This window comes from Microcoleus sp. AT3-D2, from assembly GCF_036705715.1.
Taxonomy (GTDB): domain Bacteria; phylum Cyanobacteriota; class Cyanobacteriia; order Cyanobacteriales; family Microcoleaceae; genus Microcoleus.
The window spans coordinates 1-14,427 of the sequence record NZ_JAUBVE010000010.1 but is presented as its reverse complement, the minus strand read 5'-3'; the positions used below and the strand labels follow the sequence as shown (position 1 = coordinate 14,427).

The 14,427-nt window shown below is 46.9% G+C and carries 7 protein-coding genes; all 7 read right to left on the bottom strand.

What is annotated here, in order from left to right:
* Positions 1–54: 54 nt before the first annotated feature.
* Positions 55–5,175: an amino acid adenylation domain-containing protein gene (locus QUB44_RS06500; RefSeq protein WP_333364588.1), complete on the bottom strand. Its 5,121-nt coding sequence runs from the start codon at positions 5,173–5,175 to the stop codon at positions 55–57.
* A gap of 48 nt (positions 5,176–5,223) precedes the next feature.
* On the bottom strand, positions 5,224–6,516 hold the full coding sequence (ectB, locus tag QUB44_RS06495) for a diaminobutyrate--2-oxoglutarate transaminase (RefSeq protein WP_333364585.1): 1,293 nt from the start codon (positions 6,514–6,516) through the stop codon (positions 5,224–5,226).
* A 31-nt stretch (positions 6,517–6,547) separates the two neighbouring features.
* Positions 6,548–7,966: a condensation domain-containing protein gene (locus QUB44_RS06490; RefSeq protein ID WP_333364582.1), complete on the bottom strand. Its 1,419-nt coding sequence runs from the start codon at positions 7,964–7,966 to the stop codon at positions 6,548–6,550.
* A gap of 6 nt (positions 7,967–7,972) precedes the next feature.
* Complete coding sequence (locus tag QUB44_RS06485; RefSeq protein WP_333364579.1) at positions 7,973–10,339, bottom strand: condensation domain-containing protein; 2,367 nt, start codon at positions 10,337–10,339, stop codon at positions 7,973–7,975.
* Positions 10,340–10,512: 173 nt separating this feature from the next.
* Entirely contained in the window at positions 10,513–12,057 is a 1,545-nt protein-coding gene (locus QUB44_RS06480; protein WP_333364576.1) for a condensation domain-containing protein, read from the bottom strand.
* Positions 12,044–13,732 (bottom strand): pyridoxal-dependent aspartate 1-decarboxylase PanP, encoded by a 1,689-nt coding sequence (panP, locus tag QUB44_RS06475; RefSeq protein ID WP_333364573.1) that lies wholly within the window; start codon positions 13,730–13,732, stop codon positions 12,044–12,046. Before panP ends, QUB44_RS06480 begins: the two co-directional genes overlap by 14 nt.
* Before the next feature lie 98 nt (positions 13,733–13,830).
* A partial coding sequence (locus QUB44_RS06470) for a phosphopantetheine-binding protein (RefSeq protein ID WP_333364570.1) occupies positions 13,831–14,427 on the bottom strand: 597 nt, incomplete at its 5' end.

The window sequence follows — 14,427 nt, the reverse complement described above, 5'->3', positions numbered from 1 at the left end:
TAACTTCGTAACCGAGTTGGATAAAGCCGAATTTTGCGCGATAAAAGCCAGCTTTTAAATCTCTGCTTCACCGATCATTTCGCCCATCGCTACTACAATTTTGCGCGGCCCGACAAATGGATTGCGGCTATGAGCAGCCAACATATTATCTAACATTAATATGTCGCCAGCTTGCCAAGGGAAACTAACGGTTGCCTGCTGATAGACGGCCTGAATTTCTGCCATTACCGAGTCTTCAATGGGAGTGCCGTCGCCGTAATAAACATTGCGAGGCAGGTTTCCTTCTCCAAAGACAGATAATAAGGAGTTGCGGACGGCGGGATCTAAGCAGGAAATTTGGTGCAAAGGAAGTTGGTTAAAAAATACCATCTCTCCAGTTTTGGGGTGCTTGGCGATCGCCGGCCTCCGCTTGCTAGTTCTGAGCTTATTTCCGTCTTTCCACTCAAATTCTATGCCCGCTTGACGGCAATATTGTTCCACCTCAGTTTTATGCGCCGTTTTGAAAAATTCTTGCCAGCTTACATCGAGTCCGTCGGTGTAGTTGCGGACGTACATCAGTTGCTTTTGGGCAAATTTTTCTCGGAGTTTGGGGTCTAGCAACTGGTAAACTTTCCGGCAATCAACGATCGGGGTTTCGCCGCCTGACTGCGCGGGTTGAACGCAGAAAAACCAAATTTTCATTGGCCAGCGGTGCAGGTGGGAACTTTCGTTGTGAAAGAAGATGGTTTGGTCGGCGGGATAAGGGGTCGAACCGTAAACTTTGCCACCCATTCCTTCGCGCGGCAAATCTCCGTACTCGCTGAACAATTCCGGACAAATCCCCAAGGCAAACTGCTCGAAAGTAGAAACTAAGGGCTCGGTAAAGCCTCGAAACAAAATAGCACCGTGTTGCTGCAATTTGGTCTCGATCGAAGTTCGGTTGTTTTTCGCCCAATCAATGAGATCGACTTTGCTGGCAGCGGGTTTAATGACTAGCGGGAATAGTTCCCCAGGCTGGAGAAATTCGGTTTTTATCAACTCGCCGTCTGGCAGAGTGACTACTTTCGGTTTAATACTCTTAAACTTGCTAAAATTCAGCTTTTCGCGCTTGACTTCTTGCATTGCTTGTTGTTCTTTTTCCGCTTTTGTGAGAATTTCTAAGTTGTTTAACCGAGTCTCAGGCTGCGCCACAATGCTGTTGAGTAAGGTTTCAAAACGGCTGGACATTTGCTCGATGGCGGCGGCATCGAAAAGGTCGGTGTTGTACTTCCAAGTGCCTGCAATTCCTTGCTCGGTTTCTCCCACGAAGAGAACTAAATCAAATTTGGCGATGCCGCTGTCTTGTTCTAAGGGTGTCAAAGTTAACCCGCCTAGCTCTAAAGCAGGCATGGGCATATTTTGCATGACGAATAAGACTTGAAAGAGCGGTGTTTGATTCTGGCTGCGATCGGGCCGCAATTCCTCTACCAATTTGTCGAATGGGAAATCCTGGTGAGCGTAGGCTTTTAAGGTGACTTCGCGCACGCGATCGAGCAATTCAATGAAAGTAGGATTGCCGCCCAGATCGCCGCGCAAAAGCAAGATATTGACAAAGAAACCAATCAGAGCCTCTGTTTCCAATTGGGTGCGGTTGGCGAGATCGGTGCCGACCACTATGTCATCCTGATTTGTCGATCGATATAGCAGCGTTTCAAGAGCAGCTAGCAACGTCATAAATAGGGTGACATTTTGTTGGCGACTCAGCTTGTTGAGCGCGGCAGAAAGGTTTGGGGAAAGCTGGAAAGGTTGAAGGGCAGCGCGATAGGTAGAAACAGCGGCGCGCGGTTGTTTTGCAGGCAGTTGCAGCACTGGTAAGGGATTGCCTAAATGTTGCTTCCAATAGGCAAGTTTTTCTTCTAAAACTTCCCCAGAGAGCCAGTTTCGCTGCCACACGGCATAATCGGCGTATTGGATGGAAAGTTCGGGAAGTGGGGAGGGTTTGCCAGTGCAAAAAGCTTCGTAGAGGGTTGCCATTTCCCGCACGAGTACCCCTAGAGACCAGCCATCTGCAACGATGTGATGGATGGTTAGCAATAAGATAAATTCTGTGTCGCCTAACTGTAGCAAAGTGACTCGCATTAATGGCCAGTTTGCTAAGTCAAAAGGTTGTTGCGCTTCCTCGGTGGCGAGTCGCATAGCTTCTGCTTCTCGCTGAGATTGAGGAAAGTGCTGCAAATCTATAACTGAGAGCGCGAAAGTCGGTTCGGGAATTATCAACTGAATGGGCCGCCGTTCCACCGCGCCAAAAGTTGTCCGCAAGGCTTCGTGGCGATCGATCACTGCTTGGAAACTGCGCTCTAATGCTGTCAGGTCGATCGCACCTTTCAAGCGCACGGCTGCGGGGATATTGTAAGCCGGATCGCCCGGTTGCAACTGATCGACGAACCAGAGGCGCTGTTGTGCGAAAGAAAGGGGCAATTCTGGGCCTCGCGGTGCGCGATCGATGGGGGGTGCTTCCAGTTTTTGCTCGCTGCTGCCGATTTGGGAAATGCGATCGCTCAAACTTGCCACTGTTGGCGATTCAAATAAGACGCGCAGGGGCAATTCAATTTTAAAGGCTTCTCGCAGGCGCGCGATCGCCTGAGTAGCTAATAGGGAATGTCCTCCCAATTCAAAGAAGTTATCCTCGCTGCCAATTCCCTCGATGCCTAACACTTCGCTCCAGATGCCAGCAACCATTTCCTCCACAGGCGATCGTACCGCGGAGATCGCGCTTTTTTCCGGTGCAGGCAGCGATCGGCGATCCACCTTGCCATTCGGCAAAAGCGGCAGCGCCTCCAGCAGCACGAAGGCTGAAGGCACCATATATTCCGGCAATTTTTGTTTTAAATCGCCGCATAATTCATCTGCCAGGCTCGACGATTGAAACTCTGATAAACTGTTTTGTGCCTGGTGCCCAGCGATATAGGCGACTAGACGCTTGTTGCCGGGGTTATCTTCCCTGACGATAACTGCCGTCTCCCGCACCGCTGGATGTCGCTCCAATACAGCCTCTATTTCTCCTAATTCGATGCGGAAACCGCGAATTTTTACCTGGCGATCGATGCGCCCTAGAAATTCGATCGTTCCATCCGGAAGCCACCGCCCTAAATCTCCGCTTTTGTACATTAAATCTTTGTCAATTCCTGGCAGCGGTTTTGCCGTATTTAGAAAGGGATTTTCAACAAAGCTTAATTGAGTATTCTTTTCATCTTTCCAATAGCCCTCGCCGACGCCAAATCCCGACACGCAAATCTCTCCCGGCACTCCCACGGGCACTAACTTCATCTGAGAGTCGAGGATGTAAAGATTTAAATTGGCGAGGGGTTGGCCAATGGATAGCGATCGCTGATTTTCCGGCAAAGGTTTTGCAATAATTGCCTGCGTAATATCGTCAGCCGCTTCTGTAGGGCCATAAGCATTGACAACGCCGATATAGGGATACAAACGCAACCACTGATTCGCCAACTCTACCGAGACGGATTCTCCCGTTACCATCATCCATTTTAAATTGGGGAACGCTCGTTGCTGCGGCGAGAATTTTGAAAGATAGTCTGTCAATCCTCGGACAACGGTGGGAACGAGTTCGACGAGGGTTAATTTGTGTTTTTGAATTACCTCAAACAATTTTTCTGGATTGCAAATTGTTTCCGCGTCGGCAATTACGGTTTTTCCGCCAATTAAAAGAGGCGCTAAAAATTGCCAAACCGAAATATCCGATGAAGCGGGAGCGCTTTGCAAAAAGGTAAATTCTTCAGTCAATCCCAGGGCCTCAAATTGGGCGTAAATGTGATTGATCGCGCCGCCGTGTCGGATAATAGCTGCCTTGGGCAATCCGGTGGAACCCGATGTATAAATTGCGTAAGCTGGATCGGTGCCGCGATTGCTAGTTTCTAGATTGGCTGCGGGCAGTTTATCGAAATCGCGGCGATCACATATCTGAACCTCGGCGGCGATCGCTGCGCCCTCCGGCTTGACATCTAAACAAGCCAAATATTTTAACTCAGGGCAATACTCGATTTGGCAAGCCAAAATCTCTAAAAATGAAGCGTCTGTTAAGAGAATCGGCACTTCGCTGTGAGAAAGCATATAGCGAATTCTCTCCACAGGATAAGTGCTGTCAATGGGCACGTAGACTCCCCCCGCCTTTAAAATAGCGAGAATAGCGATGAGAAAATTCGGACTGCGTTTTTGCAGAATTCCCACCAGTTGTCGATTTTTGACTCCTAAACTCTGCAAAAATCTGGCGAGTTGATTCGCTTTTGCATTCAGTTCGCGATAAGTTAACTGAGTTTCTTCAAAAACAACAGCTATGCGATCGGGCGTTTTTTCGACCTGCCTTTCAAATAAATCGTGAATCGTTCGCTCGACAGGATACTCTCTAGCATTGTCGTTAAAAGTTTCTAATAGCTGGCGGATTTCAGATTTGCTTAAAAAACTAAGATCCGCAATTTTAAAGTGAATGTTGTTGGTGACGTTTTCCAAAAGATTGACATAGTGTGCCGTCAGTCTTCTGATGGTTTCCTCTTTGAAAAGCAAGTCGCTGTACTCAATTTTGCCGACAATCCGATTGCCATCGACTTTCAAAGCAATTGTTAAATCATTGCCGAGTTCCGCGAGATCGCTTGCAGAGTGAATGTTTTCCCATAAGACGGCTACGTCAAAAATTGGACAGCGGCTCTGAGTTTCGGAAAGTTTTAACAACCGCACTAATTCAGCAAACGGATAATTTTGGTGGCTGTAGGCCGCGATCGCAGTATCTTTGACTTGCAGCAGAAACTCTTTAAAAGTCAATTGAGGAGTTACAGTGGAGCGCAGCGGAACCACTCGATTAATTAAGCGATCGCTTTTTTCTGGGTTATAAATCGGCGAGCCAACAATAACATCCCTATTGCTCGTATATTTGTGGAGCAGTATTTTAGCGGTAGCGAGCAGAATTAGATAAATTGACAAATCGGATTTTTTCGCCAACTTAAAAATCGCTTCAGAAAGTTCGCTCGACAGTTCAAATGCTACCTCTCGCTCTTTGCCGCTATCTAGCACAGGTCTTACATAATCGGCTATCAAAGTTGTCTCCGGCAGTTCCCCGGATAGCTTGTTTAACCAATAAATTTTTTGAGACAACAAGTTATCAGAAATGGGGGTAAGCGGCCTGATTTGATTAACTACGGCTATCATCGATCGTCTCCTCACATTATTAAAAAAAATTGGAAAAAGTTAGGGCAATTAGGAATTAAAGCAATCGGACAAGGCTTGTTTGAGAATCAGGCCGCCTTTTTTCAAAATCGGCCATTCTATAGTTAGCGGGGGCAATATTTTGATCGCGGTATCATTTCTCCCAACTCTTTCGACGATTAATCCCAACTCGAAACACCGCGAAGTGACCTTTTTAGCAAAACTGGCACCGCCAAAATTTACCAAATCAATGCCCCAAATTAAACCAATTCCTCGGATATCTATTTTTTCGCTGATGGGGGCGATTTCTTCGGCGAGGAATTTTTTTAACAAAAACTCTTTCACTTGTACTTCGGGTTCAAGGCGGATATTTTCTCGATACTCTAGAGCAGCGGCAGCTCCTACGAAAGCGAGTTGATTTCCCCGAAATGTACCTGTATGTTCGCCCGGTTCCCAAATATCCAACTCAGGTTTAATCAACAAAAGCGACATCGGAAATCCATAACCGCTGATCGATTTGGAGAGGATTACCATATCGGGAACGATATTAGCTCTTTCAAATGAGAAGAATGGCCCTGTCCGCCCGCAACCAACTTGAATGTCGTCGCAAATTAATAAAATGTCGTGGCGATCGCACAAGTCTCTGAGTTGTTGCATCCACTCGACGGGCGCGACAATTACTCCCCCTTCAGCTTGCACCGTTTCAAAAATAATTGCCGCTGGTTTTTCGATTCCAGAATTGACATCATTTAGGACTGCTTCGATATAACCGATAGTGTTAAAACTTTCCATGAATCCATAGGGATAGGGCATAAAAGTTACATTATTTGAGGTTACGCCTGCCCCCGCTCTCGCGGCAATATTGCCAGTCGCAGCTAAACTGCCTAACGTCATGCCGTGATAGGCTCCCATGAATGAGAAAATGCCCGGTTTTTTCTTGATTTTTCTGGCTAATTTCAAAGCCGCTTCAACGGCATTCGTTCCCGTTGGGCCGCAAAACTGAACTTTATAATCCAGCTTTTTCGGTTCTAAGACAGACGAAAAGAATTTTTCTAAAAATTCTTTTTTGGCTGAGGTGTGCATATCTAATCCGTGCGCGATCGCGTCCGATTCCAGATACGCTATTACTTTATGCTTGATATAGTCATTGTTGTGTCCGTAATTCAGCGCCCCTGCCCCTGCTAAAAAATCGATATATTCCGCTCCTGTTTCGGAATATATGATAGAATCTTTTGCCCGATGGAATATATCAGGGAAATTTCTGCAATAGCTTCTGACATTAGACTCGCGAATTTCAAAAATATTTGCTTGCTGACTTGGCTTTTGTAGGGCGATGCGATGCATGGCAACTTTCTCACTCTAGTTAATTTGTTAGTTACGCGGCGGACAATTCAAAACTAAACGTTACTTCTCTTTCCAGGCTTAACGTCATGGGATACTCGCGATCGATCGGCAACAGCAACTCCTTCAGGAGCGCCTTTGGTTGCGCCAAGATGCCCTGAATCAATCTCTCGAAATCCTCCAGAATGTGAGTAATTGTGGCGAGCTCGAAGCGGCGGAAATCGTAATTGATGCCGATGCAGAACTTGAGATCCGGATACACGGCAACAGTCAGGGGATAGTTAGTCTTGTAAAAATTCGGCGCATTGGAGAAAATCGTCGAGTTCGAGACTTCTAGATTGCCTTCCCATTTTTCCAAGAGTGAATCCACAGGCGCGTTTTCATACACCAAGATACTCTCGAACAAAGGCTTGCTTCGCGGCACTTGACTCCACCCTTGAATATCAACTAGCGGACTCCACTCGTACTGACGCATTTCCAGTAAATGTTCTTGAAGCTGCCTCAGCCAAACTAGCAGAGATTGGTCAGAATCTACCTCGATCCATACGGGCAAGCTGTTAACAAATAGCCCAATTAGCGGCTCGTCTTGTAGTAATTCTACTGGGCGTCCCGCCACCGTACATCCGTATACGACTTTGCGATCGCCGCTGTAGTAACTGAGCAGCATCGCCCATGCTCCCTGAAATATCGTACTCAATGTAAGCTGGTGCTGCCGCGAAAAAGATTGCAGCGCTGCTGTAGTTTCTGGCGATAAATAGATTCTCTGTTCGTCGTATTTTTCCTCGGAATTGAAGGCGCTGCTAGCATCTAGATTGGTGAGGGAAGTAGGCGATCGCAATTCTCCGATCGCCTGCCGCCAGTACGTCTGGGCTTTCGCTACGTCTTGTTTTTGCAACCATTCGATGTACTCTCGGTAGAGAATGCTGGGTGCTAAATCTACCTTTTTCCCCTCACAAATCGCCTTGTAAATTTGAAGCACTTCCGCGAGTATTGTGGGGATTGACCACCCATCCATCGCCATAAAATGTCTACTCCAAATAAATTGGTAACAGTTGTCAGCGAGGCGAAACAAAGTCAGGCGCATCAAACACTCTTGGGAAAGGTCGAACAAGCGGGCGCGATCGCGCTCCAGAAAAGTATTTAATTGCTCCTCCTGTTCCGCAGAATTTAGCCCCCGCCAGTCGAATTGCTCTAAGGGAACAGTTACTTGCTGATATACAACTTGTAACGGTTTGTTGATATCTTGCCAGAAAAAGCCTGTCCGCAAACTCGCGTGCCGGTTCGCTACTTGCTCCCAAGCGCTAGAGAAAGCGTCAACGTTGAGATTTCCCCGCAACAAAAAGGGCATTTGGAAAAAATACAGTCCCAATTCCGGAGCGAATAAGCTATGAAAGAGAATGCCTTTCTGAATCGGCGAAAGTTCGTAAATATCCTCAATGTTTTCTACTTGCATGAATTTTTACCTCCGTTGGTTGATTTTCGCTAAGAAGCGATCGAGGTCTTTTTGACTCAAATTGGCTTTTGGGAAGTCAGAAGGCGTGTAGGTTCCTGTTTCGGCAGACTGACAGTGGGCAGCAAGCGATCGCAAATTATCCACAAAATCTTTAGCTAGTTTTTCGATGGTGGTTCGCCGGTAGGCTGCTTCGCTATACCTCCACTCTAGTTGCAGCCTATTTTCTCGCACGCCGGAGTCAATTTCGATCGGATAGCGCCGATTTCCTGGCAGGCTGCTGCTGGCGCTTTCAACTAGCTCAAACGCAAAAGATTGAGGCAAAATCGGATCTAATTGCTCGCGGTAGTTAAATTTAACCTGCGATCGATCCAAGGCTTGCAGGTGCGCCGCTACTTCTGCGCGATCGCCCAAATAGCGCAGTACCCCAAAGCCAGCGCCTCGATTGGGTACGCCCCGCACCTGCTCTTTAATCGCCTTCAAAGCTTCCCCAGGCCCAGAGATGCCCTTGAGAATGAGCTGCACCGGAAAAATCGCCGCAAAGCAGCCGATCGTGCGCGACAAATCGATATCTTTGGCAAAAACTTCTCGCCCCGAAGCCTCCAAATCCACCAGCAAGGAATCCGTTTTCGTCCATTGATTAAAAGTTTGCACCAATGCAGTCAGCAATACTTCGCTCGTTTGGGTTCCATAAGCTGCTGGCACTTTTTGCAGTAAAGTGCGAGTTTCTTCAACATCGAGCAAAACTAATACAGCGTTTTCCCGATCGTTGCTTGGAAAATCAACAGGCAGTTTCGAGACTTCTTGACGCGCAGCAAGCCAGTAATCTCGCTCTTGCTGAATTTGTGGCGATTTGGCGTACTCTTGCAGAAATTCTGACCACCGTTTAAAAGTTGCTGTTGCGGGCGGTAATTCTACGGATTGCCCCTGAATTAGCTGCGCGATCGCCGCAGAAAGTTCCTCTAGCAAAATTTGCCAGGAAACGCTATCTGCCACCAGTTGATGAATCGTTAATAGCAGGCTATTAGGTCGATCGTTTCCCTGGTTAAACAAAGCCACTCGCCAGAGAATTCCCTCGGCTGGATTCAAACTTTCTTTCAGCTCGGCTGCCGTTTTTTCTAAAGTAATTTCTCCTTCGCTCACGGGCAACGCCGATAAATCGATGTATGAGAAAGGTTCTGTTTGAATTTCATCTAAACTACCGTACATTTGCTGCCAACCCGATTCTGTATGGAGAAATCGCAGGCGAAGAATGTCGTGGCGATCGAGCAATTTTTGCACCGCTTGCTGCCATAGTTCAGGAGCGATTGCCGAGTCTGTTTTAAATAAAAAGCTCTGGCATTTCCCGGAAATTTTTTCTTCTAAAAACTCCTGCTGTATGGGGAGAATAGGCAGCAGTTTTTCAGTCGTTTCAATTGTGCTGGCAACGGCTGCCAGCTCCGCCACAGTGGGACACTCAAACAGTTGTTTGGGCGTTACGCGCAAGCCGGATTGATTGATTTTAGCGACGATGCGAATGCTTGATATCGAATCTCCGCCTAACTCGAAAAAGTTATCATAAATTCCTACTTTTTCTACCTCTAGCAGTTGCCCCCAAATCTGGGCGATAGTTTCCTCGGCAGGCGTGCGAGGTGCCGCGAAAGTTCCTTCTAATTTCGCTCTGGCACTGTCTGGTTCTGGGAGCGATCGCCGGTCTACCTTTCCGTTAGGAGTTAAAGGCAAACTTTTGAGCGTTACAAAAGCCCAAGGCACCATGTACTCAGGCAATTTTGTCGCTAAAAAACGGCGAATTTCGCTGCTGATTGGTGCTTGTTTCTGATGAGAAACAAAATAAGCCACGAGGCGCTTTTCACCAGGCGCATCTTCCCGCGCCACCACTACAGCCTGCGCGATATCTGGATGCTGCCCTAACGCTGCCTCAATTTCTCCCAATTCAATGCGGAAGCCCCGGATTTTTACTTGACTGTCAATTCGCCCGATGAATTCGATGTTTCCGTCTGGCAAATAACGAGCCAAATCACCCGTTTTATAAAGATGTGCTTCAGGCGCAACGAATGGGTTCGGAATAAATTTTTCTGCGGTTAATTCGGGGTGGTTGAGATTGCCCCGCCCCAGACTGCTCACCCCGCCAACTTCAAAGCCTCGAAAAAGTATTCCTCCGTGCTTCCATAACTGCGTTTCAATTGATGAGCAATTGTTCGCAGCCCAACCTGCGAGATTTAATTTTTCTACTGTTGGCTGAACAACTAGAGGTAGAAGGTTTTCGGGCTGGAGGTAGGCGGTTTTGACTAATTCCTGTGAGGACAGGCTGACGGCTTTTCGCCTAACCAATCCTAACTTTTGGGAATTGAGATTCTTTGTTTCTGTATTTGTCATAGTTTTTAGTTTGGTGAAAAATTTATCTCTTTTTCCCGAAAAAACCTGAGAGATTGATATCAAATCCGTTAGCATCGGAACTATTCATCTCTCTGTTCTCTTCCTCTGCGTTCTCTGCGTACTCTGCGGTTTAATCATTCCAATGCAACCGGAATTGATATGAGCCATCATTTTCAACTTTTCATAACTTTGCGTTTAGCCATTTTTAATTTTTGAATTCCCGAAAGATGAATTTGTTTTTGCTGCTCGGTTTGGTGCTGCCTTTCTGCTTCGGCAAGAATTTCGGCCAAGTCGTCGATCCTGATATCTGGCTGGATGACTACCTGGTTGAGGAGGATTTGAAAACCTCTTACGATTCGGGCAACAGTCGCCGCCTCAAATAAGTCTGTTTTGTACTCAAATAAGCCTTGAATTCCTTCTGAAACCTCCCAGAGAGTGAGGCTTAAGTCGTGTCTCGACATACCGACATCGAATTCCAGAATGCTCAAGGTCAAACCAGCTAACTCCAGGGGTGGCCTGGGTGCATTCTGGAGTACAAACCACACTTGAAACAGCGGGTTATAGCTGAGATTTCGCTCCGGCTGCAATTCCACGACGAGCTTTTCAAAAGGGACATCGGGGTGAGCGTAAGCTCCTAAAGCTGCCTCGCGTGTTCGACCGAGTAGTTCGCGGAAAGTTGGATTACCTGCGGTGTCAATTCGCAGCACTAAAATATTGACAAAAAATCCAATTAGTTCCTCTAATTCAAGGCGGTTGCGATTGGCAATGGGAGAGCCAATAGCGACGTTATCCTGCTTTATGTGGCAGTATAGCAAGGATTGAAATGCTGCCAACAACGTCATAAATAGGGTGACATCTTGTTGCTGGGCGAGCGTTTTCAGCCTTTCAGCTAAAAAAGCAGAAATCACAAAAGATTGCTGCGATCCTCGGAAAGTTTGCACGGGAGAGCGCTGCCTATCTGTTGACAGGACAGCTAAACCGCCTCCCAATTGCTGTTTCCAATAAGCGAGCTGTTTTTCTAATTTCTCTCCCTGGAAATGCTGCCTCTGCCAACTGGCGAAGTCGGCATACTGCACGGCAAGTTCAGGCAGCCCAGAGGGTTTGTCAGTGGAAAAAGCTTCATAAAGTGCGGCTACTTCTCGCACCAACACGCCCATAGACCAACCATCAGAAATAATGTGGTGTATCGTCAGCAGCAACACATATTCTGCCGGACTAAGTTGCAGGAGAGTGCCCCGCAGTAAGGGCGATCGCGTTAAGTCAAAGGGGCGTTGGGCTTCTTCAAGAGTACGCTGCTCAATTTCAGCTTGCTGCTCAGTTTCTGGTAAATGTTGCAAGTTTACTACCGACAAAGCGAAATCCAAGGAAGGAGAAATCTGTTGGACAGGTTCCCCGTCTACTTCTGCAAAAGCAGTCCGTAAAACTTCGTGACGCCTGACAATTTCATTGAGTGTTTGTTGCAGTGCTGACAAATTCAATTGCCCTTGCAAACGCACAGCAGCAGGAAGGTTGTAGGCAGGGTTTTCGGGAGACAATCGATCGAGAAACCACAGCCGTTGCTGGGCAAAAGAAAGGGGAGCCGAATTTTGCTGCGATCGCCTGGGAATACGCTTAGATTGCTCAGCCTGTGCGGCCTCTTTGCCCAATGCTTTGAGGAGGAGCGCTCGCTTCTGGGGCGAGAGGTTTTTCAGTCGTTCTGAACGATTAGTAGACATCATAATTCACCTCCTCGCAGTGGTCGCTGTTTGTGATAGTTAAGGAAAGCTTTGCTGCTATGTTTAGCTGGTCGTTTAAAACAACATTGATATCTGCTTCAGTGGTGAGGGGGTTGGCAAGGACGACTCGAAAAGCAACAATGGGAATGGTTTTGCCATAACAGGTGTTTTGCAGGGTTGTTCGCGATACGAAGGTGTGACCGGCTCGCCGCTGGGCCTCCTGAAGGCGCTCGTTAAATTGATTAATGAAGTGGTTGTCTGCTTCGGTTAGTTGTTTTTTGGCTGCTTTTTCCCTAAATGTTTCTGGTATGTAGCGGTATAAAAGAATATTAATTTCTGGTTCGAGCAGCAATTCAAATTCGGGATTTTCCCGAATTAAATTGGCCAAGTGCTGCGTTTTATGGATGCCTGCATCTATCAAAAACTCATAGCCTTGATGGCCGATGATATTCAAGGCGGCTTGCAAGAACAAACTCGCACCTGGTCGAGAGCCTTCGAGAGAGCGCTTGCCTAGATCGATGGAGTCTTTTCGCACCGTGTAGGGTGCGTGTTTTTCAATAACTTTGGCGGTTTGGGGATTGCGGAATAAAACCAGACCGATTCCCATTGGCAAATACATTTGTTTGTGTCCATCTATGGTGACGGAATCTGCTAGTTCAATGCCTGCGAATTTGTGCCGGTGACGTTCGGAAAAAAGCACGGGGCCGCCCCAAGCGGCATCGACGTGAAAGTGAGCGTTTGCGGATTGCGCGATCGCGGCTATTTCTGGAAGCGGATCGATACTTCCCGAATCGGTGCTGCCTGCAATACCGATAATTGCCAGAATGTGCAGGTTGCGATCGCGACATTCGGCTACAGTTTGGCGCAGCGCTGCCAAATCCATGCGGTGATTGGCATCGGTGGGGACTTTTAGGAGATTGCGATCGCCAATGCCTAATAAACCGGCAGCTTTTTCAAAAGAATAGTGCATCAAATTGGAGCCGATTATCACCATTCCCTTGTAGCCGTAAAACTCTAAAGCTGCGTACAAGCCTTCTTTTTCAATGCCACCAAAGTTATTTTTTGGCCCTAAAGAAGCGTTGCGAGCGCACCACAGGGCTGTGATATTAGCTAGGGTGCCGCCCGTTACCATGATACCGAGCGTGCTATCACTTTTTTGAATGTGCTGGTTATAAAAATCCTCAGAAAAATCGTAAATTAATCGGTGCATCATTGCCAAAGTCTGGCGCTCACAGGGGCTTAAAACTTTGGCCGTTTCCATCTTGACTAAATTTTGATTCATCGCGGTTACAAGCTTCGCGATCGGCCGCACAAAATAGGGAAGTGCGCTCGTCATATGACCGATATATCGGGGGCAAGATGTGTGAATGGAATAGGCAACGAGGGTTTGGGTCAAATCATTGATATAATTCCCAACATCTGTAGGAAGGGCGGGAATTTTGTTTTCCATAAACTGCTGAATAATTAACTCTAAGTCAATATCTGTACTAGCGGTTTTTGCGTACAAAAAGTCTTGAACTAGGGCAGAAATTCGCTCCTCCATTGCTTCTTCTGCCAAAAATGACTTTTCTGAGGCACTGAATAGCTCCATTAACTTTTCTTCAAGTGGGGTCACAGAGGCTTTTAATGGCTCCATTACATCTTGAGAGGTTTTGGCTTTTACTGTTAGTTTACTCATACCGAATCCATCCTTTCTAATGGGATTTTTTGCTTTCCTATCCCCAAGCAAAGCTTTAAGAGTATAGGGCTTTTTATGCTTTTTTACAAACGCGCTATTTACTCAGTCAGCATCATAGTTTGTGCTTCCTCTTTTTCTAAGATGTCCAGCAATTCATCTATCTGGTTAGAATCGGCGTTTGCCAGAATTTCTTCCTCGACCAGTTCAGCTAAATTCTGAATGGTGGGATCGGCAAAAAAATCGCACATCGCTAACTCTATCCCAAAGCACGATCGCACTCGCGATATTAACTGTGTTGCCATCAGAGAGTGACCGCCGAGGTCAAAAAAGTTTTGGTTAGTTCCTACTTTTTCTAGCCCTAAAAGAGCAGTCCAAATCTCAGCAATTTTTTCCTCAGTGGGCGTTTGTGGATCAGTGAAGGCTGTTTCATCAGAAACGTAATCGCACCTTTGAGATAAGGCGAGGCGGTCAATTTTTCCGTTGGGCGTTAATGGCAGCGCATCTAATAGCACAAAAGCTGAAGGCAGCATGTAATCGGGCAGTTTGTGCTTCAAGAATGAACGCAGTTCGGGAATAAGTTCTGGGTACTGATTTCTGAACCCTGGGTTAGCAACTAAGTAGGGCTTGCTGAATAATCGATCGCCCGCAAAGAACAAGTGCGATCGATATCTGAAAGCTCGGTTAAATATAAGTTT

Coding starts and splice junctions, on each gene's coding strand:
- QUB44_RS06490 (WP_333364582.1), bottom strand. CDS start 7,966: ATGCAAGTAGAAAACATTGAGGATATTTACGAACTTTCGCCGATTCAG.
- QUB44_RS06485 (WP_333364579.1), bottom strand. CDS start 10,339: ATGACAAATACAGAAACAAAGAATCTCAATTCCCAAAAGTTAGGATTG.
- QUB44_RS06500 (WP_333364588.1), bottom strand. CDS start 5,175: ATGATAGCCGTAGTTAATCAAATCAGGCCGCTTACCCCCATTTCTGAT.
- QUB44_RS06480 (WP_333364576.1), bottom strand. CDS start 12,057: ATGATGTCTACTAATCGTTCAGAACGACTGAAAAACCTCTCGCCCCAG.
- ectB (WP_333364585.1), bottom strand. CDS start 6,516: ATGCATCGCATCGCCCTACAAAAGCCAAGTCAGCAAGCAAATATTTTT.
- panP (WP_333364573.1), bottom strand. CDS start 13,732: ATGAGTAAACTAACAGTAAAAGCCAAAACCTCTCAAGATGTAATGGAG.